Source organism: Streptomyces sp. NPDC004647, assembly GCF_040609575.1.
Taxonomy (GTDB): Bacteria; Actinomycetota; Actinomycetes; order Streptomycetales; family Streptomycetaceae; genus Streptomyces.
The window spans coordinates 76,283-98,659 of record NZ_JBEXKU010000021.1 but is presented as its reverse complement, the minus strand read 5'-3'; the positions used below and the strand labels follow the sequence as shown (position 1 = coordinate 98,659).

Here is a 22,377-nt window from a genome sequence, read left to right as displayed (position 1 = left end):
CTCGCCACCCTCTTCCCCCACCCCCCCCTCTCCCTATCCCTCCCCCCCCGGCGCCCGGCCCCCCGCCCCCCCCCCCCCCGGCGCCCCCGCCCCCGGCGGCAGCGGGCCGAACGCCCGCTGCCGCCGAGCCAGCCGATCGCATCTGACCAGCGGTTGTGCATCTGTCCCATGCTTGAGTGCATATGCGCCCGGCGGGCTCCGACGCCCGCCGGGCGTTTCGTCATTGAACAGTTGAACCGTGAGGCCCTCTACGGGATGGAAACCCGGCGAAGTTGGGTAAAAAGGCTGTGAGCCCCGCTCATTTCATGATTCCGTATCCCCGGACCGACCCACGTGGGCACGAGCCGGCGAGCGTAACTCTTCCCTGGTCCTCCTCCGGGGCGGGCCGGCCCACCAATCCACTCGCGTGTTTGCGGAGCCGACCCATGCTCAAATCTCTCAAGACGGCGTATACCGATACCCGTGCGACCGACCTCGCCTGGGCCCTGGGCAGGGAGCCGCAGCCGGCCCTCGCGGTGATGGACCTCCGACTCGGTGGCGCCGAGGTGCAGTTGAGGCTGCTCGGCGCCTCGCACCAAGTGCTCGTCGAGGACGAGCGGGGCAACTGCTCGGAAACGGTGGCCTGTATGCCCGGGAGCAGCACTCCCCTCCCGCTGGGGGTGGCCAAGAGCATAGGGAACTGGGACTACGAGTTCGGCGCGCGCGTCGAGGTGCTCTCGCAGAGCTCCTTCGCCCGACGTGCCCAGGAGTTGCTCGAGCTGGTGTCCGACCACCCGCACGGTCTGGCCGGGACCTTTCCGGGCAGCCCGCATGCCTTCACCGCGATGCTCGCGCAGCGCCACGAAGGGCAGTTGCGGTGGCGGACCTGGCACGCGTACCCGCAGGAGGGCCGACTCGTGGCGACCCGTACGCAGGTCGGCCTGCGCCGGCCCCCCGCAGGTTTCGGGGGCGGCGGCGCGAGGCCCCCGCTGGCCCGAACGTGAACCGAACGCCCACCGAAATCCCTGTGCGTTCAGGTGTGCTGACGAAACCGCAGATATGTCTGACGTAGCGTGCCCAGCATGATCGAGCCTCCGGTGTCCAGCGTCTCGCGTGCGGCTCCGCCGCGAGAGCCGCACGGCCCGGCGCTGCTGCCGGTACCGGCCGGCATCGGCCGCTTCCTCGTCCTCGGCGCCGTTTTCGTCTGCGCCGCCTGCGGGCTGGTCTATGAGCTGGAACTGGTCGCTCTCGCCTCGTACTTGGTCGGTGACTCGGTCACCCAGGCGTCCGTCGTGCTGTCCGTGATGGTCTTCGCGATGGGCATCGGATCGCTCCTCGCCAAGCGGCTGCGCCGGCGCCCCGTGGTCGGCTTCGGGTTCATCGAGGCGGCGCTCGCGATAGTGGGCGGCTCCTCGGCGATGGGGCTGTACGCGGGCTTCGCCTGGTTCGGGCAGTCGCGCACCGTGCTGGTCGCCTTCTCGCTGGCGATCGGTGTGCTGATCGGCGCCGAAGTGCCGCTGCTGATGACGCTGATCCAGCGCATCCGGCAGCAGGACGCGGGCGGCGCGGTGGCCGATCTCTTCGCCGCGGACTATGTGGGCGCACTCGTCGGCGGGCTGGCCTTCCCCTTCCTTCTGCTGCCGGCGCTCGGGCAGTTGAGGGGTGCGCTGCTGACCGGTGCGGTGAACGTGGTGGCGGGCGGGGCGATGGTGCTGTGGCTGTTCCGCCGCGATCTGACCCGTCGGGCGAGGTGGCTGCTGCTCGGGGTGAACGTTTTGGTGCTGGCCCTCCTCGCGGCCGGCACGGTCCTCGTCGATCCGTTCGAGCGTGCGGCGCGGCGGGCGGTGTACGGGGCGGACGTGCGGGTGGCGGAGAAGACGGAGGTGCAGGAGATCGTCCTGACGGGCGGGACCGAGGAAAACGGTGACAGGGAGGGCGGAGCCGGTGGGGACGGCGGGGACAGGGGGAATGCCGGCGACGACCGGAACGCCGACAGCCTGCCCGGCCGGGGCCCCAGCTCGCTGTCCCTCTTCCTCGACGGGCGGTTGCGGGTCAGTGGCCGCGACGAATTCCGCTACCACGAAGCCCTCGTCCACCCCGCCATGGCCGGACCGCACCGCCGCGTCCTGGTGCTTGGCGGTGGCGACGGTCTCGCCCTCCGCGAAGTGCTGCGCCACCGCGACGTGGAGTCGGTGACGCTGGTCGAACTCGACCCGGGAGTGGTGCGGTTGGCCCGTACGGACCCGGGGCTGTCCCGGCTGAACCGGGACGCCTTCGGCGACCGCCGGGCGCACGTGGTCTCCGCCGACGCCTTCGACTGGCTGCGGACCGCGGCCCGCGAGCGTCACCGTCCGTACGACGTCGTGCTCGCCGATCTGCCCGACCCGGGGATCACTCCGAGCACGAAGCTCTATTCGCAGGAGTTCTACGGGCTCGCGCGGCGCGTCCTGGCGCCGGGAGGCCGCCTCGCCGTTCACGCGGGCTCGCTGTCCGTGCGGCCGAAGGGCTTCTGGACGGTGGACGCGACGATCCGTTCGGTGGGTCTGCGGACGGCGCCGTACCGGGTGGGCGGCCGGCTCTCGGGCTTTTCCGGCGGCCCGGACCGCTCCTCGGACGCGGCGGTCGCTCCGCGGGACTGGGGGTTCGTCCTCGCCGCCCGCCAGCGGCAGCCGCTGCCGCTGGTTCTGCCGGCGGACACGCCGCGGCTGCGCTCGCTGACCCCGTCGTCGCTGCGCACGGCGGGGCGTGCGGCCGAGCGCCGGCGGATCAGGGACCTGCCCCCGTCGACCCTGATGCATCCGCGCTATCTGAACTGACGGCCCCCGGCGCGAGGAGCGGCAGGGGCGAGGGCGCGAGGAGCGGCAGGGGCGAGGAGCGTCGGATGTCGGGATTCACGTGCTGGAACGGAATGGCTGGGTAGGCTCGGTACCCATGGAGCATGAGGTGTTCGTTCCGTTTTCCGCCGACACCGTGCGGCAGGCTCTCGCCGACCCCGTGCGCATCGCCCGCTGCGTCCCGGGGTTCCAGAGGGACGCCGACGCGGCGCCGGATGCGCTCGTCGGCCGGATGCGGCTGCGCATCGGCCACTCGACCATCACGTACCGCGGTCGTCTGCGCATCACCGAGCAGGACGGCGGCGACCTCGCCGTCGAAGGGGAGGGGACGGAGGCACGCGGCAGCGGCTGGGTGAAGCTCACGCTGAACGTGCGGCTGTCCGCCGCGGACGGCGGGTCGGTGCTGTCGTGCACCGGGACCGTACGCAGCGAGGGCCGGCTTCCCGAGGCGGGGGAGGCGGCGTCCGCCGCGGCGGGCCGCCGCCTGCTGGACCGGTTCGCCGCGGAGCTGACCACGGGCCTGGAGTCCTCCCCCATCGGTACGGACGACGGGGACGACAACCAGCGCGTCATTCCCGGCATCCCGTCGCCGGAGAGCGGGGACCGCAAACGGCCCGCGGAGGCATCCGGGAAAGCCGAGACCCCGAAGAACGGCGAGGCCCCGTCAGCCGGGTCCGAGGAGGAAGCGGCCTCCGCCCCGGGGGCCGAGCAACCGCAACCGCCGCCCGCGCCGGGCGAGCGCGCCGAGGCCGACCACTCGGAGGCCGATCTGTCCGAAGCCGATCTGTCCGAAGCCGACCTCGCCGCCGGCGACGAGGAGGAGCTCGAGTCCGAGCCGCCCGCCGAAGCCGCGCACGCGCGCCGCACGATGATCGGCCGCAGCGCCGAGGAGGTGGACCACGCGCCGCCGCGCGGCCGGTACGCCCCCTTCCCCGCACCCGATACGGCGTCCACCACCGCCACCCTCCGCTGGGCCGCCCCCGCCGCGGCAGCGGTCGTCGCCTCGGCCGTGGTCATCGGCCGCATGCTGCGCCGCCGCCGGTGAAGCCGTCCGGCGGGCCTGGCCTCGGCCGGGCCCGTACGGCACCAGTGCGGCCGGCGCGGCGCCCGGCCGGAGCCAGGGCTAGGGTCGAGGGGTGAGTACCCCTGACACCCCTGAGGTCACGGAACCGGAGCGCGGCGACATCGTGCGACTCGGCGCCGGAGACGCCGAGTTGACTGTCCTGCCCGCCCTCGGCTGTCGCATCGGTTCGCTGCGGATCGGCGGTACGGAGCTGCTGCGGCAGGGCGCGAAGTACGGTGCTTTCCCGATGGTTCCCTGGTGCGGCCGGGTCGAGAACGGTAAGTTCCGCAACGGCGGCGTACGGCACCAGCTGCCGCGGAACAACCCGCCGCACGCGATCCACGGCACCGGACGCGACACACCGTGGCGCACGGTCCGTACCGAGAAGACCTCCGCCGTCTTCACCTACGACCTCGCCGAGCCGTGGCCGTACCCCGGTCGCGTCACTCAGCTCGTCGAGCTCACCGAGGACTCCCTCACCCTCACCATGGGCGTCGAGACGATCGACGACTCCTTCCCCGCGCAGGCGGGCTGGCACCCCTGGTTCCTGCGGAACCTCGGCACCGGCGGCGCCGACGCCGAGATCGGCTTCGCGCCCGCGTGGCAGGAGGAGCGCGGGGAGAACCATCTGCCGACGGGCCGCCGCATCGAGCCGCGGCCCGGCCCGTGGGACGACTGCTTCGGTATGCCGGACGGTGTGGACGTCACGCTCACCTGGCCGGATCAGCTGGAGCTGAAGGTCACCAGCCGTGCCGAATGGGTCGTCGTCTACGACGAGCAGGCCGAGGCGGTCTGCGTCGAGCCGCAGTCCGGGCCGCCGAACGGCCTCAATACGCTCCCCCGGCTGGTCACCCCCGTCGAGCCGCTGGAGATGGCCACGACCTGGACGTGGCGTCGGCTCTAGAGCAGAACAGCCGCAGAGCCGGGCCGTCTGCCGGCGGCGGGCTGGACGGGCTGCGCGGCCCGGACAGGGGCAGGACAGGGCGTAGAGCCGGGCCGGCTGTGGGGCCGGACAGTCTGCGGGGCCGACCCGGTTAGTCTCATCCGTATGAGTGCAGCATTCTCCCGGGGCACGACCCCCGTAAACCCCGATGTCCGTGGCGCCCTGCTGCAGCAGATCAAGGACAAGGCCGTGGTCCACGGCAAGGTGACCCTGTCCTCCGGCAAGGAGGCCGACTACTACGTCGACCTGCGCCGCATCACCCTCGACGGGGAGGCTGCACCGCTGGTCGGCCAGGTCATGCTCGATCTGACCGCCGACCTCGACTACGACGCCGTCGGCGGGCTGACGCTGGGCGCCGACCCCGTTGCCGCCTCGATGCTGCACGCCGCCGCCGCGCGGGGCCGCAACCTCGACGCCTTCGTCGTACGGAAGGCGGGCAAGGCGCACGGCCTGCAGCGCCGCATCGAGGGTCCGGACGTCAAGGGCCGCCGGGTGCTCGCGGTCGAGGACACCTCCACCACCGGCGGGTCCGTGCTGACCGCGGTCGAGGCGCTGCGCGAGGAGGGCGCCGAGGTCGTCGGTGTCGCCGTGATCGTCGAGCGGGGCGCGGCGCCCCGGATCGCGGAGGCCGGACTTCCGTACCACCAGGCCTACAGCGCGGCTGATCTAGGCCTCTGACCTGCGAATTCAACAAGGGGCGGGCGGTTTCACGTGAAACCGCCCGCCCCTTCTTCACGTATGGGGTATAGGCCGGGTGGACCAAACGTCCGCGTCTGGGAAGATGGGGGCGACGATGACGTCGCCCCCTAGGTCAGGGCCACTGCGTTTCACCGGGGGATCCCCCGGAACTCCAGCCCACACCCGCACATCACAAGGAGCGGACAGATGCCCATCGCAACCCCCGAGGTCTACGGCGAGATGCTCGACCGGGCGAAGGCCGGCAAGTTCGCCTACCCGGCCATCAACGTGACCTCGACCCAGACGCTCCACGCGGCCCTCCGTGGATTCGCCGAGGCGGAGAGCGACGGCATCGTCCAGATCTCCACCGGCGGCGCGGAGTTCCTGGGCGGCCAGTACAGCAAGGACATGGTCTCCGGCGCGGTCGCGCTGGCCGAGTTCGCGCACATCGTCGCCAAGAAGTACCCGGTCAATATCGCGCTGCACACCGACCACTGCCCGAAGGACAAGCTCGACGGGTACGTACGGCCGCTGCTCGCGATCTCGCAGGAGCGCGTGGCCGCCGGCCAGAACCCGCTCTTCCAGTCCCACATGTGGGACGGATCGGCCGAGAAGCTCGACGAGAATCTGGCCATCGCGCAGGAGCTGCTCGCCGAGGCCGTGAAGGCGAAGATCATCCTCGAGGTCGAGATCACCCCGACCGGCGGCGAGGAGGACGGCGTCACCCACGAGATCAACGACGAGCTCTACACCACGGTCGCGGACGTCGAGCGGACCGCCGAGGCGCTCGGCCTGGGAGAGAAGGGCCGCTACCTGCTGGCCGCGTCCTTCGGCAACGTCCACGGCGTCTACAAGCCGGGCAATGTCGTCCTCCGCCCCGACCTGCTGCGCGACCTCCAGGACGGCATCGCCGCCAAGGCCGGTCGGAAGGACCCGTTCGACTTCGTCTTCCACGGCGGCTCGGGCTCCACGGAGGAGGAGATCCTCACCGCGCTGGAGAACGGCGTCGTGAAGATGAACCTCGACACCGACACCCAGTACGCCTTCACCCGCCCGGTCGCGGACCACATGTTCCGTAACTACGACGGCGTGCTGAAGGTCGACGGCGATGTCGGCAACAAGAAGACCTACGACCCGCGCAGCTGGGGCAAGCTGGCCGAGGCGGGCATGGCCGAGCGCGTCACGCAGGCCTGCGCGAACCTGCGCGCGACGGGCACGAAGCTGAAGTAGGCGGATCGCGCGCTCCGTACCCTCCGGGCCTCGAGGTCCGGCCGTACGGACCGCACCGGTACCGCGGCGGGACCGCACCAGGACCGCACCGGGCCCGGCACCTCACCCGAGGTGCCGGGCCCGGTCGCTGTTCTTGGCGGTCGCCGGCCCGCTGCGTCCGACGTCGTCGCCGGACTGGCCGCGGCCGGCCGACGCGAGGATGATTTTCGGGTATGAGCGATTCCTCGCGCAGGCCTGCCGCAGGGCAGGCCCCCGCGGCCGGGACGCCACCGCCGACGGACGGGCGGGCCGCGGGCACGATCCGGGTGTCGGAGGCCACCGGGCGGTGGATTCTGCTGACCACCGTGCTCGGGTCGGGGATGGCTCTGCTCGACGGAACCGTCGTCAATGTCGCCCTGCCCCGTATCGGCGCCGATCTCAACGCGGACCTGGCCGTTCTGCAGTGGACCATCAACGCCTACATGCTGACGCTCGCCTCGCTCATCCTGATGGGAGGGGCGCTCGGGGACCGGTTCGGGCGGAGGCGGGTCTTCCTGATCGGCATCGTGTGGTTCGCGGTGGCGTCGGCGGCCTGCGGACTCGCACCCAACGCGGGGGTGCTGATCGTGGCGCGGGCCCTGCAGGGCATCGGCGGGGCGCTTCTCACACCCGGCTCACTCGCGCTCATCCAGGCCAGTTTCCATCCGGACGAACGGGCGCGGGCCGTGGGTGCCTGGTCCGGGCTGGGCGGGGTCGCCGCGGCCGTCGGACCGTTTCTCGGCGGCTGGCTGGTCGACGGGCCGGGCTGGCGCTGGGTATTCCTGATCAACGTGCCGCTGGCGGCCCTGTGCGTGCCGGTGGCCCTGCGGCACGTACCGGAGACCCGGGACCCCGGCGCGCACGGGCGCTTCGATGTCGCGGGCGCGGCACTGGGCGCGCTGTCGCTCGGCGCGGTGACGTACGCACTCATCGGTGCACCCGAACAGGGCGCATCCCCGGCCGTGGTGATCGCGGGCCTCGGCGGCGTGCTGCTCGGGGTCGCTTTCGTCCACCTGGAGCGGCGGCGCGACAACCCGATGCTGCCACCGCGGATCTTCGCCTCCCGCCAGTTCACCGCCGTCAACGCCGTGACCCTGTGCGTGTACGCGGCATTCAGCGGTTTCTTCTTCCTGACCGTGCTGCAGCTCCAGGTCGTCCTCGGCTACTCGGCGCTCGCCGCCGGGACCGCTTTGCTGCCCACCACCCTGATGATGCTGCTGCTGTCCGCGCGCTCCGGTGAGCTGGGACAGCGCATCGGGCCGCGCATCCCGCTCACCGTGGGGCCGCTGTTCTGCGCGACAGCGATGTTGCTGATGACGCGGGTGGGGCCAGGGGCGTCGTACTGGGCGGATGTGCTCCCAGCGCTGCTTGTCATGGGTGCGGGCATGGTGCTGCTGGTCGCTCCGCTCACGGCGACCGTGCTCGCGTCGGTCGAGGTGGGGCGCGCGGGCCTGGCCAGCGGGGTCAACAACGCGGTGGCGCGTGCGGCCGGACTGCTCGCGGTGGCCGCGCTCCCGCTGCTCGCCGGGCTGGGGCCGGAGGCCTACCGGCAGGCGGGGGAGTTCGCGGAGAGCTTCCGCCGGGCCATGCCGATGTGCGCGGGCGTGCTGGTGCTGGGCGCGCTCATCGCCTTGTCGACCGTACGGTCCAACGTGCTGGCCCCCCCGCGGCCGGCCGAGGGGGAAGAGGAGAGAGAGGCGGAGGCCGAGGCCCCCGGACCTTGCCGTGCGGAGTGCCATATGTACTGCGCGGTCAATTCACCCCCGCTCGACCCCGGCACGCCCGCTTCGAAGGCATCCTGATCGACCCATCCGGTCCGGTGCAGGCAGACTGGAACCCATGGCCATTCACGAGAACCTTTTCGGGGGACCGCCCCCGACCCATCTGCCCGACGATCCGGAACCGCTGGAGTTGCTCGCCGCAGGCGCGCCTCCGGCCGAGGTCGCCGCCAAGTACCCGTCCTCCTCCCTGGCCTGGGCGCAGCTCGCCGATGATGCCTTCGAGGGTGGGCGGGTCGTCGAGTCGTACGCGTACGCCCGTACCGGCTATCACCGCGGGCTCGACGCGTTGCGCCGCGCCGGCTGGAAGGGGCACGGACCGGTGCCGTTCGAGCACGAGCCGAACCGCGGCTTCCTGCGCGCACTGCACGCCCTGGCGCGTGCGGCGCAGGCCATCGGCGAGCAGGAGGAGTACGAGCGCTGCTCGACCTTCCTGCGCGAGTCGTCCCCGACGGCCGCGGACACCCTCACCTGATCAGTACGGAACGCACCCGGGCCGGCCGGTTCACCGCCGCCGGCCCGCCGGGCCCGCCCGCGGCTTGTCGCCCGGGCGGGCCCTTGCAGTACGGCGCGCGCAGCACGGATGATGCGCTGAGGGCCCACTATCCCGATCGCGGGAGAGGATGGGCCCCACGAGGGGACCGGGGCTCCGATGCCGAGAGGAAGGGGCGGACCGCTACCCGGTAGCACGTAGTACCGAGGAGACAGTGATGTCGCAACAGCCCGACGCGTCCGTATCCGGACCGGGGACCCCGGAGCTCGCCCCGAATTTCAACATCGGCGACGGGGGCACGACGCCGTACGAGGACTACGTCCAGGCGGACGTCCTCACCCACCTCCAGCACCCGCTCTCCGACGACCCCGGAGAGATGGTCTTCCTGGTCACCACCCAGGTCATGGAGTTGTGGTTCACCGTGATCGTGCACGAGTGGCAGACCGCCGCCGAGGGCCTGCGCCAGGACGACCTTCCCGTCGCGATGGCCGCTCTCCAGCGCTCCACCTACGAGCTGGAGTCGCTCAACGCCTCCTGGAAGCCGCTCGCGCATCTCACCCCGGGGCAGTTCAACTCCTACCGGAGCGCGCTCGGTGAGGGGTCGGGGTTCCAGTCCGCGATGTACCGGCGGATGGAGTTCCTGCTCGGCGAGAAGTCCGCCTCGATGCTCGTACCGCACCGGGGCGCGCCACGGGTGCACTCGGAGCTGGAGAAGGCGCTCACGGAACCCAGCCTGTACGACGAGGTGGTGCGGCTGCTCGCCCGCCGGGGGCATGCCATCCCGGCCGAGGTGCTGGACCGCGACCCGGCCGAGCGGTACGAGCCCGCCCCGGCCGTCGAGAGGGCCTGGCAGGAGATCTACTCCGGCCCGCAGGACAGCGAACTGGTCCGGCTGGGCGAGGCGCTGACCGAGGTCGCCGAGCTGGTGTGGCGCTGGCGCAACGACCATCTCGTCGCGACCCGGCGGGCGATGGGCGCCAAGACGGGTACGGCCGGCTCGGCGGGTGTGGCCTGGCTGGAGAAGCGGGCGCAGAAGAACGTCTTCCCCGAGCTGTGGACGGCGCGCAGCCATGTCTGAGGTGCGCACCGGCGCCGACGGCCGACTCGGCTCCGACGGCGGAAACGAAGCCGGAAACGGACTCGGAAACGGAGCCGCCGCGGAGGAGAGGCGCGGTGACGGAGCCGCCGCGGCGGGGGCTCTCGCTGTCCGGGCGGGCCGGATGGACGCCGAGGACCCGCTTGCCGGAATCCGTGACCGCTTCGCGGTCGACGACAGCGTGACCTACCTCGACGGCAACTCGCTCGGTGCGCTGCCGCGCAGCGTCCCCGGCCGGATGGCCGAGGTCATCGAGCGCGAGTGGGGCGAGCTGCGCATCCGGTCCTGGGAGGAGAGCGGCTGGTGGACGGCGCCCGAGCGGATCGGTGACCGGATCGCGCCGCTCATCGGGGCGGGGCCGGGGCAGGTCGTCGTGGGGGACTCCACGAGCGTCAATGTCTTCAAGGCGGTCGTCGCGGCGGTGCGGATCGCTCAGGCGCGGGGCGGTGCGGAAGCGGAAGCGGAAGCGAGTGCGGAAGCGACGGAGGCGAATGCGGCCGCGGGGAGCGGGCGCATGGCTCCTCCTCGGCGCAGCGACCGCAGCGACCGTGGTGACCGTGGTGACGGGGACGACCCACAGGACGGCGTACGGAACGGCGTGCGGGACGAAGTGCTGGTCGACGCCTCGACTTTCCCCACCGACGGGTACATCGCCGAGTCCGCCGCCCGGCTCACCGGCTGCCGCATCCGGGCGGTCGCGCCCGGGGACATGCCCGCCGAGATCGGCCCGCGCACGGCCGTCGTGCTGGTCAACCATGTCGACTACCGCACCGGGCGGCTCCACGACTTGCCCGTCACGACGGCCGCGGCCCACACGGCGGGCGCTCTGGTGGTGTGGGACCTCTGCCACAGCGCGGGCGCGCTGCCGGTCGGGCTCGACGCCCATGAGGTCGACTTCGCGGTCGGCTGCACGTACAAGTACCTCAACGGAGGGCCGGGCGCCCCGGCCTATCTGTACGTGCGCCGCGACCACCAGCCGCGCTTCGACTCCCCGCTCCCCGGCTGGAATTCGCACGCCGACCCGTTCGGCATGGCGCCCTCGTACGCCCCGGCCGACGGCTCCGTCCGGGGCAGGGTCGGCACGCCGGACATCCTCTCCATGCTCGCCCTCGAGGCGGCGCTGGAGGTCTGGGAGGGGGTCTCGATCGAGGCGGTACGGGAGAAGAGCCTCGCGCTGACGGACTTCTTCCTGGACTGCGTGGCGCGCTACGCGCCGTCCGGGCGGGTCGAGTCCATCACGCCCGCCGCGCACGCGGAGCGCGGCAGCCAGGTCGCCCTCCGATGTTCCGGCGCGGACGAGGTGATGCGCGAGCTGACGGCCCGCGGCGTCGTCGGCGACTTCCGTCGCCCGGACGTCCTCCGCTTCGGATTCACCCCGCTCTACACGTCGTTCGCCGACGCGGAGCGCGCTGCCCGCGTGCTGGGAGCGATCCTCGGCTCCGCCGAGAGAGGTGCCTGACGGGTGCGGACTCCGGAGCCGGACCGGGCGTACGGCATCGGCTCCTCCTTCCGGCCGGGAGCGTCCGGCCGGAAGGAGGAGCCGGAGGCTGGTTCGGGTGGGTCTGCTGTTTCGTCTGGGGCTGGTTCGGGTGGGTCTGCTGTTTCGTTCGGCGCTGGTTCGGGTGGGTCTGCTGTTTCGTCCGGGGCCGGTTCGCGTGGATCCGCGGTTCCGTCCGAGGCCGGTGTGATCGCTGCCGGGGACGCCGAGATGGCGTCCGCGCTCGGGCACGCGCCCGTACCGTGCGACGCCGTCGTCGCGTACGGCGAGCATCCGGACCAGGTCGTCGACCTCTACGCACCACGCGGCGGCGAAGGGCCGGCGCCGCTCGTGGTTCTGCTGCACGGCGGGGCCTGGCGCGCGCCGTACGACCGCGGGCACGTCTCGCCGTTCGCGGCACACCTTGCCGGGTACGGCTTCGCCGTCGCCTCCGTGGAATACCGCCGTGGCCAGGCGCGCAGCCGTCCGGAGCCGTCCGGGTCCGTACCCCGGGCGGGCCGCTGGCCCGAGACGCTCGACGATGTCGCGCTGGCGCTCGACCGTATTCCGGAGCTCGTCGGCTCCGGGCCGTGCGGGCGCGTCGATCCCGCGCGCGTTGTGATCACCGGACACTCCGCAGGCGGCCAGCTCGCCCTGTGGGCCGCCGCCCGGCACCGGCTGCCCGCCGACTCCCCCTGGTACCGAGCGTCGCCTCCACCCGTCCTCGGTGTCGTCGCCCTCGCCCCCATCGCGGACTTCGCCGCCGCCCGGCGGCTGCGCGTGTGCTCCGACGCCGTCGTGCAGTTCCTCGGCGGACCGCGGCACTACGCGGCGCGCCGGCCGTACGCCGACCCCGCCGCCCTGCTCCCCACCGGCATCGCCACCACCATCGTGCAGGGCGCCACCGACGCCGACGTTCCGCCGGAGGTCGCGCTCGCCTTCGCCGAGGCCGCCGGGAAGACCGGTGCGCAGGGGGAGCAGGGTGGGCAGGGTGGGCAGACCAGGCTGGTCCTGCTCGACGGGGTCGGGCACTTCCCGCTCATCGACCCGGTCGCCCCCGCCGCCCGTACCGTCGCGGAGGAGATCGGACGGCTCACTCGTCGAGCCACACCGTGATACCCCGCTCGAAGCACCGCCCCGGCTGTGCTGAAGCCCGCCCGCCCGTAGCCCCCGCCTGTAGCCCCGTACGTGAAACCGTCTGCGTGGCACCGCCCTTGCAGGCACCCCCGTCATCCTTGAGACGGACGCGAGGACGTCAGCTGCACCGGTGACGACGTGGGGCCCCGAACTGCGTAGCGTGCTCAGCGTGAACGAGACGACGACATCCGCGTGGACCGAGTCCCGCATAGCCCGCGCGGTCTGGCAGACCCTGCGCGAGGACCTGTTCCGGCCCGCCTGGGCCTTCCGCCCGCTGCTGCCGCTGCGCCCCGAACGCGTCGCCCGCCACCCCAGGCTCGACCGGATCGGTGTGCGCTGGCTGCCGCACGCCACGGTCGTGGCCTTCGCCCTCTTCGTGGCCCTGCTCGACGCCTCGACGTATCAGAGCTGGTCGTCCAGTGGCCTCGTCACGTTGGGCATGGCGCTGGTTCAGACGGCCCCGCTCCTCGTGGCTCTCCTCCGCCCCGTGGGCGCCTGGTGGCTGTCCCTGGCCATCACCGCTCTCATCTCCCTCTCCTGGACGTGGCCGGGGCCGGGAGTCCTCGCCCACCTCGGGGTGATGGTGCTGGTGGTGCTGCGGTCCAGGCCCCTCGTGGCCTTCGAGATGTGGCTGATCTCGGTGGTCGTCCTGGGTGGCCTGCACAGCTTGTCTCCTGACGCCTTCGACGGCAGCGGGGTCCCGATGGCCGTCTTCGCCGCGTTCACTCTCGCCATCGCCGTCGCCGCACGGGGCTGGTCGGTGGCCCGTGGCGAGGTCGCCGAGCAGGAGACGCTGGTCGCCGACGTCCGCGGCCAGCACACCCTCCTCGAGGAGCGCGCCCGTATCGCCCGCGAACTGCACGATGTCGTCGCCCACCACATGTCCGTGATCGCCATCCAGGCCGAGGCCGCGCCGTACCGGGTCTCCGACCCGCCCGAGGAGCTGACCAAGAGCTTCTCCACCATCCGGCAGAGCGCGGTCGAGGCGCTGGCCGAACTGCGTCGCGTACTGGGCGTGCTGCGCTTCGAGAGCCCGGACGACACCGGTATGCCCGACGCCCCGCAGCCCGACCTCTCCCGGCTGGACGAACTCGTCGACGGTGTACGGGCCGTGGGCCTTTCCGTCGAGATCGCCAGGACCGGCGCCCAGCGGCCACTGCCCCAGGGGGTGGAGCTGTCGGCCTTCCGGATCATCCAGGAGGCGTTGAGCAACGCCCTGCGCCACGCGCCCGGTTCGCAGGTCCGCGTCGAGGTCGCCTACGTCCTCACCGGGGTCGGTCTGCGGATCGTCAACACCCCGCCGACCGGGAAGGTCCAGCCGTCCCCCGGGATGGGCCACGGCGTCATGGGCATGCGGGAGCGCGCCTCGATGCTCGGCGGCGAAGTGACCGCCGAGCCCACGCCCGACGGCGGCTTCGAGGTCGCGGCGTTTCTTCCGGCCGAGCAACTGACGGACCAGCGCGCGAACCCGGCAGTGGACCGGACAGCCGACCGGGCAGCCCACCCGGCTGCGGATCAGTCGGCGGGCCAGCCGGCCGGCCGGCGGGGCGCCGAGGGGGACCTCGTATGACGATCCGGGTGCTCATCGCCGACGACCAGCTGATGGTCCGCGAGGGCTTCTCCGTCCTGCTGGGCGCCCAGTCCGACATCGAGGTGGTGGGCGAGGCGGCGGACGGCCGCGAGGCGGTCGGCCAGGTCGCCTCGCTCCGTCCCGACGTGGTCCTGATGGACATCCGGATGCCCGGTATGAACGGTCTGGAGGCCACCCGCAGGATCGTCCAGGAGCGGCCCGACGACGACGGTGCGAGGGTCCTGATCCTCACCACCTTCGACCTGGACGAGTACGTCTTCGAGGCCCTGCGCGCGGGCGCGTCCGGCTTCCTCCTCAAGGACGCCTCGGCGCGCCAGCTCGCCGACGCCGTACGGGTCGTGGCCGCGGGCGAAGCGCTGCTCGCCCCGACCGTCACCAAGCGGCTGCTGGCCGAGTTCACCCGCCTCGGAGCCCCGCGCGCACCCCGTATGGACCGGATCGAGGTGCTGACGGAGCGCGAGACGGAGGTGCTGGCGCTCATCGCCCAGGGCCTGTCGAACGGGGAGATCGCCACCCGGCTCATGGTCACCGAAGCGACGGTCAAGACCCATGTGAGCCGGATCCTGGTGAAGCTGGGGCTGCGCGACCGCACCCAGGCGGCCGTTTTCGCCTACGAGATCGGACTGGTGACCCCTGGCGGGTAGCGTCTGGCCATGAGTGCAGCAGAGCCCGCCTTCGACCCGTGGTCCCCCGCCTTCGTCGCGGATCCGTACCCCGCCTACGCGGCGCTGCGGGAGAGCGGCCGCGCGCACTTCTTCGAGCCCACCGGCCAGTGGCTGATCCCGCGGTACGCCGATGTCAGCGCGCTGCTGCGGGACCGCAGGCTGGGGCGGACGTATCTGCACCGCTTCACGCACGAGGAGTTCGGGCAGCCCGTGCCGCCGCCCGAGCACGAGCCGTTCCATGTCCTCGTCGGACACGGCCTGCTGGACCTGGAGCCCCCGGACCACACCCGTATCCGGCGTCTGATCTCCAAGGCCTTCACACCGCGCAGGGTCCAACGGCTGGTCCCGAGCGTGGAACTGCTGGCCCGGCAACTGGTCGACGAGATGCGCGCGGAGGGCGGCGGAGACCTCGTCGAGCGTCTGGCGGAGCCGCTCCCGGTGGCGGTGATCGCCGAGATGCTCGGCGTACCGCGCGAGGACCGGGGGCTGCTCCGGCCGTGGTCGGCGGACATCATCGGGATGTTCGAGCTGAACCCTGCGGAGGAGACAGCGCGGAAGGCCGTACGGGCCTCGCTCGAATTCTCCGCCTACCTCCGCGAGTTGATCGCCGTCCGCCGGAAGTCGCCCGGGGAGGACCTGATCAGCGCGCTGATCGCCGCCCACGAGTCGGGTGACCGGCTCAGCGAGCAGGAGATGGTCTCCACCTGTGTGCTGCTGCTGAACGCGGGCCACGAGGCGACGGTCAACACCACCGCCAACGGCTGGCTGGCGCTCTTCCGCCACCCCGGCCGACTGGCCGCTCTGCGCGCCGACCCCGCGCTGCTGCCGACCGCTGTCGAGGAGCTGATGCGGTACGACACCCCGCTCCAGATGTTCGAGCGGTGGGTGCTGGACGACATCGAGGTGGGCGGGGTGGCCGTGCCGCGCGGTGCGGAGGTCGCGCTGCTCTTCGGCTCCGCGAACCGTGACCCGGCCCGCTTCGCCGACCCCGACCGTCTGGACCTCGCCCGCACCGACAATCCGCATCTCACGTTCGGCGGGGGCATCCACTTCTGCCTGGGCGCGCCGCTGGCCCGTATCGAACTCGCGGCCTCCTTCGGAGCGTTGCTGGAACGCGCGCCGGGCCTGCGGCTCGTGGCGGAGCCGAGGTGGAAGCCGGGCTATGTGATCCGCGGTCCGGAGGAACTCCTCGTCGAGTTCTGACTCGCAGGCGAGCCGCGCAGGGAGAGGCCGGTGTGGTGCCCGGCTCGCCAGGAGCCGGGCGCCGCACGTGTACCGGACGCGTCTCAGCCGATGTCACGGCGGCGGAAGGCGGCCGGACCGGCCGTGGTGGCCACGGCGTCAGCAGGAGCAGCCAGAGGAACGGAGTCGCGCCGAACTCCCCGCCCGGGAGTTTCGGCAGATGACCGAAGGGCGAGAGATTCCTGGCCCACTGCGGGAGCTGGAGCGCGGGCCGACCCAGCCGATCCCCAGGCTCGCGCCGACCACGCCCCAGGCTCGCGCCGACCACGCCCCAGGCCGCGGGCGCCGCCGGCACGGCACCGAAGAGCGTGCCGCGCTGGAGCCGCCAGGCGAGACCGTACGCGCTGCCGAGCCGGCCGGCCGCGGGTCCCGGCCGGGACGTCAGGAAGCTCGCGCCCAGGTCGCGGCGGCCCGCGAGGGCGTACGCCGTACAGACCGCCACCGCCGTGAGGGCGGCGATCAGCAGCAGGGCCCACCAGGGGTGACCGGCGAACGGGCGGACGTTCTGGGCCCAGCCGAGCGGGGAGAGCCACACCAGCGGCGAGGAGCCGTCGTCGGTGGACGCGTCCCCGGCGGCGCGCAGTACGAAGGCCAGGCCGAGCGCCGCGCCCGCCGGCCCCCTGGCGAGCCGTGCGCTCTCGGTGGGCTGTGCGGCGCCGCCGCGACGCCCGCGAACGGATGCCCGTGCAGCCGATGGCGAGGCCCAGCGCGAGCGCACTGCCGGTCTCCCGGTCCGACCGCGGCGCCGCGTCCCGGCTCTCCCCGCACCGCGTCCAGGCTCTCCCCGCGCCGCGCCCCGGCTTCCCGCACCCCGCGTGGGTCCGCCGGGGCGGTCGCCGGGGGTCATCGGGGGAGGGTCAGCCGCCAGGCGCCCGGGTGGACGGTCCAGGTACGGGTCCGGACGGGGCCGCCCACCAGCGCGTCGGCGCGGTAGCGGAAATCCGCGCCCGACACGGTGATCGTCCGCGCCCGCGCGGTCAGCGGCACGCTCCCGGCGCCGTCCGCGCTCGGCTCCACGACGACCCGGGCGTACCCGTCGTCCTCCGCATCCGGTCCCGAGGTCGTCACCGACACCCGCTCGACCGGCTGGTCCAGATCGACGAGCAGCACTCCATCGGCTTCCACCCGGAGCCGGTGGGGGCCGCGGTCACGGGAGAGACGCCCGCCGAGCGGAGCCTGCGGCCCTTCGACGGGCACAGTCTCGTCGGCGAAGGGCGAGGAGCCCGGGTCGGCCGGGTCGGCGGGAGAGCTTGCACCGGCGCGCTCCGCGTGGCCCGGCCCCGCCAGGCTCCGTACGAGCGAGCGGCACGTCCGCAGTCCCGGTGCCCACCACGGCCGGTGCCCGTCCTTGCCTGCGCCGGGCGCGAGCGCCGGGATGCGCAGCCCGCCGAGCACCACTCCGTCACTGTCGTCCAGCAGCAGATCCAGCCGCCGGTCCACCCCGTCGAGTACGGCCCGCGCCGCCGCCACCGGCCCGGTCGGCACCCCCAGCGTCCGGGCGAGCGCGACCGCCGCAGACGACGCACCCACCGGGACCATCGCCAGCGCCGCGTCGGTCAGCGTCCGCTCCCGGTGCAGCATCGAGACGGCCCGCAGCAGCGCCGAGTCGTCGCCCACCAGCACCGGCCGGCGGCTGCCCCGCCGGGACAGCGCCCGCGCGACTTCCTCCGGCCCGTCCGGCAGGCAGATTTTCGCGGTCGCGCCCGCGCACAGAACATCTTTCGCGATCCGTACGGCTTCGCCGTCGATGCGACGGGCGACCGGATCGATGACGATGAGCAGGGGGTGCCCCCGGACGGAGTCTGGGGGAGGGTGCCCATGACGCTGTGCCGACACCTCGGTCCTTCCTCAGGTAATCTCTCGGTGCAAGAGCCCCTGTCGCTGTTGCGCCAGGGGCTTCGTCTATCCGGGGCACCGGTTCGACGGCTCTGGTGACGGCGCGCGCTGAAAAACGCCGTGCGATCGCCGCCGTGCACGTTGGACATGCCCCGCCCGGAAGGGGTGTACGCCTGTGCCCGCACTTGTGCTGCTCGGCGCTCAGTGGGGTGATGAGGGCAAGGGGAAGGCCACCGATCTGCTCGGTGGCTCCGTGGACTATGTGGTGCGCTACCAGGGCGGCAACAACGCCGGCCACACGGTCGTCGTCGGCGATCAGAAATACGCGCTGCATCTCCTCCCCTCCGGGATTCTCTCCCCGGGATGCACCCCGGTGATCGGCAACGGCGTTGTCGTCGACCCGGCGGTCCTGCTCTCCGAGCTGAGCGGGCTGAACGAGCGTGGGGTCGATACCTCCAAGCTGCTGATCAGCGGCAACGCTCATCTGATCACGCCGTACCACACGACCGTCGACAAGGTGACGGAACGGTTCCTCGGTAAGCGGAAGATCGGTACGACCGGGCGCGGCATCGGCCCGGCGTACGCCGACAAGATCAACCGTGTCGGCATCCGGGTCCAGGACCTCTTCGATGAGTCGATCCTCCAGCAAAAGGTCGAGGCGGCCCTCGACTTCAAGAACCAGATCCTGGCCAAGCTCTACAACCGCCGTGCCATTGCCGCCGACCAGGTCGTCGAGGAACTCCTCGGCTACGCGGACCGGATCCAGGGCTATGTCGCCGACACCACGCTGATCCTGAACAACGCCATCGACGAGGGCAAGGTCGTCCTCTTCGAAGGCGGCCAGGGCACCCTGCTCGATGTCGACCACGGCACGTACCCCTTCGTCACTTCGTCGAACCCGACCGCGGGCGGCGCCTGCACCGGCGCCGGCGTGGGTCCGACGAAGATCACTCGGGTGATCGGGATTCTGAAGGCGTACACGACGCGCGTCGGCGCCGGCCCCTTCCCGACCGAGCTGTTCGACGACGACGGTGAGGCGCTGCGCCGCATCGGTGGCGAGCGCGGTGTGACCACCGGCCGTGACCGCCGCTGCGGCTGGTTCGATGCGGTTATCGCACGCTACGCGACCCGCGTCAACGGCCTGACGGACTTCTTCCTGACCAAGCTCGACGTGCTGACCGGCTGGGAGCAGATCCCGGTCTGCGTGGCGTACGAGATCGACGGTGAGCGGGTCGAGGAACTGCCGTACAGCCAGACCGACTTCCACCACGCGAAGCCGATCTACGAGATGCTGCCGGGCTGGTCCGAGGACATCTCGAAGGCCAAGACCTTCGCCGACCTGCCGAAGAACGCCCAGGCGTACGTCAGGGCGCTCGAGGAGATGTCCGGCGCCCCGGTCTCCGCGATCGGGGTCGGCCCGGGCCGTACCGAGACGATCGAGATCAACTCCTTCCTCTAGGGTCGGGAGTTGTCAGTCGCGAGGGCCGGGGGCGGATCACCGCCCCCGGCCCTGGTGCGTGATGGGGTTCCGTCCCGGCGGGCCCGGCCGACGCCGCGCAGGAGATGACCTCGCCGACGGGCGATACGGATAACCGGGGTGAGCGGTTGAGCGGGGACTCCCTGCCTGCGACGGCTCTGATCGGCGGGGTGCACCGGTCCATTGGACGACCGGCTCCGCGGGGGGCGGTGGGCCCCCGAGCAACCCCCGTGTGCTCGGGGAACCAACAGCCCTGGTCGGGGCCTCAGCGACCACTCATGGGGTGAAGGAGTCATGGAGATATGGCCCATTGCACCTCTTGCGAGATGCCGAACTCCACACTTTTCCCTTGGGGTTCAAGGTCGCGCCCGCAGCGTCAACGCTAGGGAGTGACCCCTCTGCCGTCAAGTCCATTGGACAGTCAATGGACAGCGCTGCGCTCGCGGACCCGGCGGGAGCCTCGCTGAGCGGGAACGGCGGAGTCCCCACGTGGCGAGGCCCGGGATGCGGCTTACGGAGTGGTGTCCGCCGATGTCCCCTGCCGGACCCCCTCGGCGAACGCGTCCACGGTGCGGGACCGGAGCACCCGGTGGAGCCGTAGGAGGTGACGCGTCTCCCGGTGCACCGTCGATTCGCTGGCATGCACTTCAGGGAGGAGGTCCTTGTCGAGTTCGTGGTGGAGCTTCGGTGCGCCCGCCGCCGCGTCCCGTCGCGTGGCCTCGATCCAGCAGGCTGTCGCGACGAGGCGCTCCCGTCCACGGGGTCCGGCCTCGGCCGCGTACTCCGAGGCCTGCCGCGAGAGCTGGGGCGATGCCCAGCCGTCGTGCAGAAGGGCGATGCTGTCGCGTATGTCGATCACCCTCTGGTGGAGCTGCTCCCAGGCGTTCTCGAACGTCAGCAGGTCCGATACGCGCGACCGCGGCGGCGTCACCACGAGTTCGGGCGTCGCTTGACGAAGCAGCAGCCACAGACCGCGGAGGCGCTGTCTGCGGTACCAGTACAGGAACGCTCTTCTCAGCGGTTCGACCGCGGCCAGCGAGCACCCGAGGGCGACGAGCACGAAGCGCGCGAAGGAGCACCAGAAGCCCACCAGAGCGAGCGCCGGCGGAGCCTCGGGGGTGAACCACCGTACGGCGCGGACCGCCAGGTACGGCAGTTCCGCGCTGGTGCCGATGGCGAGCGCCAGCACGCTGATGCGCAGGACAGGGCTCCGCATGGTGATGCCGTGCCGCCAGAGGATGGCGGCCGCTCCCACCGCCGTGATCGCGCCGTAGAGGATCCAGACGGCCGCGTAGCCGAGCCACCATCCGTGGGCCTGCTCCCCGAAGCGGTCAGGGGCGGGAGTGACGATGAAGAAGGCAACGGCGAGAACGGCCATGGCCGCCGCACACACCACCGGTGCACGGCGCAGCCACGCGGGGGCGGAGTGGCCTGCCATGTGCAGCACCACCGCGAACCACCAGACGGCTGCGAAATCGGTCAGCGCCACCAGGGCAACGGCGAGTTCGCTCGCCTTGGCGACCCCGGTCACGCCATCGATCCACTCCGCCACCGGGGCTTGAATCATCACCGAACCCGTCACCAGGGCCAACAGCACGATCCAGACCGGTCGTTGGCGCGGACGCCAGAGGGCCGGGACGCGCAGGACCAGTACGGCCCACACGACGAGGAGAATGACCCCGCGCAGGGTCTCGACCCAGTGCGGAACGTCATGCACCAGCGGCTCCCAACAGTTCCTCTGCCCGACGCTCCACCGCGCTGACTCCCTTGGGCTTCATCTGGCCTGCGAGCTTCAACACCATGGAAGCGAACGTCTCCGCGAGTGCTTCCTCGGAGTTGTTGCACGCCTTGCTCTTCGCCCTGTGTCCACCGACGGCAGGATTCGCCGGACTCGGGTCCTGTGCCAGGTCTTGAGGTGCTATTCCATGACCGGCGAGCATATGGCAGATCTCGTGCAGAATGATGTGGTCCCGGTAGTACCCGGCCGCCGACGAGCGGTAGAAGATGTGGTCACCCGCCCCGTCGGCGTACCACATCCCGAAGGGCAGGGCCGGCAGGTCCACGGGGTGCAACGTCAGCGGGCGGCCCCGGGTGCGTTCCAACGCGCGGCACAGCGTTTCGACATCCCATGGCTGGGGAAGTTCGGGGAGCCGCGCGATGAGCTTCTCCGTAATGGCCCGCACATGCTTATGAGTGACGATCTTCCCCTTTCCTTGTGTCTGCGGACACCGTCGGCTCATCTCTCCCCGATCGGAATGTGCGACACGTCTTCGCCGGCACCTATCCTCCGCCGCCCTTCTCTTGCTCCTTGACCATCCGGAGGGCTTTTTCGATCGCCGCAAGTTCCTCTGGCTGCAAGGACGAAAAACGAAAAGCCAGTGATTCTTCCAGTTGCTGCCCGCCCCCGGCGGAGGCAGTGTCGTTGGCGGGAACGAAGCGCGAGGGAGGCAGCCCGAAGAATCTCGCGAGCATCTCTCTTGTTCTGTCCGTGATATTGGTCGCGTCGCCGCTCAGAATGTTGTGGACGTGGCCGTGCGAGATCGTGGCACCGCTATTGGCTTCGCGAATGTGCTGGGTGAGTTTTCTGACGGAAGGTACGTTCCCCTGACCGTATTTCTCTTCCAGAAGATTCCACACCGTGCTGGCAAGCCAGACCCCGGAAGTATCGCCCGACGCGGTGGTGTTCATACTCGGTGACCTCCCCTCAAGCCCCTGCTTGTCCACTCGAGTGTACAGGCCGGTGGATACCTGAGAAATGGCCGGAAACCCGCGGATGCGGGTGCCGGAAGCCTCGCCGGACAGCGTCTGTGCGGGATAGCCGGACCTCCTGAACCCGCAGT

At 71.6% G+C, this 22,377-nt stretch carries 19 protein-coding genes and 1 pseudogene; 15 read left to right on the top strand and 5 right to left on the bottom strand.

The features are described from left to right. Window positions 1-425: 425 nt before the first annotated feature. The 14 genes from ABZW18_RS12345 to ABZW18_RS12280 all read left to right on the top strand — a co-directional run bounded on the left by ABZW18_RS12345 (window position 426) and on the right by ABZW18_RS12280 (window position 16,185). Window positions 426-983, top strand: coding sequence for a DUF2617 family protein (locus tag ABZW18_RS12345; protein WP_356185824.1), 558 nt, complete (start codon window positions 426-428; stop codon window positions 981-983). A gap of 78 nt (window positions 984-1,061) precedes the next feature. Beyond that, a complete protein-coding gene (locus ABZW18_RS12340) occupies window positions 1,062-2,795 on the top strand; it encodes a spermidine synthase (RefSeq protein ID WP_356185822.1) in 1,734 nt (577 codons plus the stop codon). 127 nt (window positions 2,796-2,922) lie between these two features. Next, complete coding sequence (locus tag ABZW18_RS12335; protein WP_356185819.1) at window positions 2,923-3,858, top strand: SRPBCC domain-containing protein; 936 nt, start codon at window positions 2,923-2,925, stop codon at window positions 3,856-3,858. A 91-nt stretch (window positions 3,859-3,949) separates the two neighbouring features. Continuing rightward, window positions 3,950-4,780: an aldose 1-epimerase gene (locus ABZW18_RS12330; RefSeq protein ID WP_356185816.1), complete on the top strand. Its 831-nt coding sequence runs from the start codon at window positions 3,950-3,952 to the stop codon at window positions 4,778-4,780. Window positions 4,781-4,924: 144 nt separating this feature from the next. After that, window positions 4,925-5,497, top strand: a complete 573-nt coding sequence (gene pyrE, locus ABZW18_RS12325) for an orotate phosphoribosyltransferase (RefSeq protein ID WP_356185813.1) — start codon at window positions 4,925-4,927, stop codon at window positions 5,495-5,497. Window positions 5,498-5,704: 207 nt separating this feature from the next. Then, a complete protein-coding gene (fbaA, locus tag ABZW18_RS12320; RefSeq protein WP_356185811.1) occupies window positions 5,705-6,727 on the top strand; it encodes a class II fructose-bisphosphate aldolase in 1,023 nt (340 codons plus the stop codon). Window positions 6,728-6,939: 212 nt separating this feature from the next. Next, window positions 6,940-8,547: an MFS transporter gene (locus ABZW18_RS12315; protein ID WP_356185808.1), complete on the top strand. Its 1,608-nt coding sequence runs from the start codon at window positions 6,940-6,942 to the stop codon at window positions 8,545-8,547. 37 nt (window positions 8,548-8,584) lie between these two features. Beyond that, window positions 8,585-8,998, top strand: coding sequence for a DUF3151 domain-containing protein (locus tag ABZW18_RS12310; protein ID WP_356185805.1), 414 nt, complete (start codon window positions 8,585-8,587; stop codon window positions 8,996-8,998). A gap of 235 nt (window positions 8,999-9,233) precedes the next feature. Continuing rightward, window positions 9,234-10,094: a tryptophan 2,3-dioxygenase family protein gene (locus tag ABZW18_RS12305; protein ID WP_356185802.1), complete on the top strand. Its 861-nt coding sequence runs from the start codon at window positions 9,234-9,236 to the stop codon at window positions 10,092-10,094. Between the two features lie 142 nt (window positions 10,095-10,236). Beyond that, the gene (locus ABZW18_RS12300; protein ID WP_356185847.1) at window positions 10,237-11,571 is read left to right on the top strand and encodes an aminotransferase class V-fold PLP-dependent enzyme; all 1,335 of its coding nucleotides are present in this window, start codon (window positions 10,237-10,239) and stop codon (window positions 11,569-11,571) included. A gap of 249 nt (window positions 11,572-11,820) precedes the next feature. Beyond that, window positions 11,821-12,705 carry an alpha/beta hydrolase gene (locus tag ABZW18_RS12295; protein WP_356185800.1) on the top strand — a complete coding sequence of 295 codons (885 nt, stop codon included), beginning with the start codon at window positions 11,821-11,823 and terminating at the stop codon, window positions 12,703-12,705. A 190-nt stretch (window positions 12,706-12,895) separates the two neighbouring features. Then, window positions 12,896-14,296, top strand: a complete 1,401-nt coding sequence (locus ABZW18_RS12290) for a histidine kinase (RefSeq protein ID WP_356185797.1) — start codon at window positions 12,896-12,898, stop codon at window positions 14,294-14,296. Beyond that, entirely contained in the window at window positions 14,293-14,961 is a 669-nt protein-coding gene (locus ABZW18_RS12285; RefSeq protein WP_356185795.1) for a response regulator transcription factor, read from the top strand. Before ABZW18_RS12290 ends, ABZW18_RS12285 begins: the two co-directional genes overlap by 4 nt. A 9-nt stretch (window positions 14,962-14,970) precedes the next feature. Further along, window positions 14,971-16,185, top strand: a complete 1,215-nt coding sequence (locus tag ABZW18_RS12280; RefSeq protein ID WP_356185792.1) for a cytochrome P450 — start codon at window positions 14,971-14,973, stop codon at window positions 16,183-16,185. 337 nt (window positions 16,186-16,522) lie between these two features. On the opposite strand, the pseudogene ABZW18_RS12275 reads toward ABZW18_RS12280, so the two are convergent. Together ABZW18_RS12275 and ABZW18_RS12270 are read right to left on the bottom strand one after the other, a co-directional pair. Further along, window positions 16,523-16,876, bottom strand: a pseudogene (locus tag ABZW18_RS12275) (ABC transporter permease); the annotation flags it as partial. A 191-nt stretch (window positions 16,877-17,067) separates the two neighbouring features. Next, complete coding sequence (locus tag ABZW18_RS12270; RefSeq protein WP_356185790.1) at window positions 17,068-18,060, bottom strand: diacylglycerol kinase; 993 nt, start codon at window positions 18,058-18,060, stop codon at window positions 17,068-17,070. Window positions 18,061-18,235: 175 nt separating this feature from the next. On the opposite strand from ABZW18_RS12270, the gene ABZW18_RS12265 reads away from it, so the two are divergent. After that, entirely contained in the window at window positions 18,236-19,519 is a 1,284-nt protein-coding gene (locus ABZW18_RS12265) for an adenylosuccinate synthase (protein WP_356185788.1), read from the top strand. 529 nt (window positions 19,520-20,048) lie between these two features. Here the strand turns inward: ABZW18_RS12265 and ABZW18_RS12260 are convergent. The 3 genes from ABZW18_RS12260 to ABZW18_RS12250 are packed head-to-tail and all read right to left on the bottom strand — an operon-like array spanning window position 20,049 to window position 22,225. Continuing rightward, complete coding sequence (locus tag ABZW18_RS12260) at window positions 20,049-21,254, bottom strand: DUF6545 domain-containing protein (protein WP_356185786.1); 1,206 nt, start codon at window positions 21,252-21,254, stop codon at window positions 20,049-20,051. Then, window positions 21,247-21,777: a hypothetical protein gene (locus ABZW18_RS12255; protein ID WP_356185783.1), complete on the bottom strand. Its 531-nt coding sequence runs from the start codon at window positions 21,775-21,777 to the stop codon at window positions 21,247-21,249. Before ABZW18_RS12255 ends, ABZW18_RS12260 begins: the two co-directional genes overlap by 8 nt. 40 nt (window positions 21,778-21,817) lie before the next feature. Next, window positions 21,818-22,225: a hypothetical protein gene (locus ABZW18_RS12250; protein ID WP_356185781.1), complete on the bottom strand. Its 408-nt coding sequence runs from the start codon at window positions 22,223-22,225 to the stop codon at window positions 21,818-21,820. Window positions 22,226-22,377 lie beyond the last annotated feature (152 nt).

Bases quoted from the DNA above. Each gene is read 5' to 3' on its own strand.
- ABZW18_RS12305 (WP_356185802.1), top strand. From the start codon at position 9,234: ATGTCGCAACAGCCCGACGCGTCCGTATCCGGACCGGGGACCCCGGAG.
- ABZW18_RS12300 (WP_356185847.1), top strand. From the start codon at position 10,237: ATGGACGCCGAGGACCCGCTTGCCGGAATCCGTGACCGCTTCGCGGTC.
- ABZW18_RS12285 (WP_356185795.1), top strand. From the start codon at position 14,293: ATGACGATCCGGGTGCTCATCGCCGACGACCAGCTGATGGTCCGCGAG.
- ABZW18_RS12310 (WP_356185805.1), top strand. From the start codon at position 8,585: ATGGCCATTCACGAGAACCTTTTCGGGGGACCGCCCCCGACCCATCTG.
- ABZW18_RS12255 (WP_356185783.1), bottom strand. From the start codon at position 21,777: ATGAGCCGACGGTGTCCGCAGACACAAGGAAAGGGGAAGATCGTCACT.
- ABZW18_RS12345 (WP_356185824.1), top strand. From the start codon at position 426: ATGCTCAAATCTCTCAAGACGGCGTATACCGATACCCGTGCGACCGAC.
- ABZW18_RS12315 (WP_356185808.1), top strand. From the start codon at position 6,940: ATGAGCGATTCCTCGCGCAGGCCTGCCGCAGGGCAGGCCCCCGCGGCC.
- ABZW18_RS12250 (WP_356185781.1), bottom strand. From the start codon at position 22,225: ATGAACACCACCGCGTCGGGCGATACTTCCGGGGTCTGGCTTGCCAGC.
- ABZW18_RS12340 (WP_356185822.1), top strand. From the start codon at position 1,062: ATGATCGAGCCTCCGGTGTCCAGCGTCTCGCGTGCGGCTCCGCCGCGA.
- ABZW18_RS12295 (WP_356185800.1), top strand. From the start codon at position 11,821: ATGGCGTCCGCGCTCGGGCACGCGCCCGTACCGTGCGACGCCGTCGTC.
- ABZW18_RS12280 (WP_356185792.1), top strand. From the start codon at position 14,971: ATGAGTGCAGCAGAGCCCGCCTTCGACCCGTGGTCCCCCGCCTTCGTC.
- pyrE (WP_356185813.1), top strand. From the start codon at position 4,925: ATGAGTGCAGCATTCTCCCGGGGCACGACCCCCGTAAACCCCGATGTC.
- fbaA (WP_356185811.1), top strand. From the start codon at position 5,705: ATGCCCATCGCAACCCCCGAGGTCTACGGCGAGATGCTCGACCGGGCG.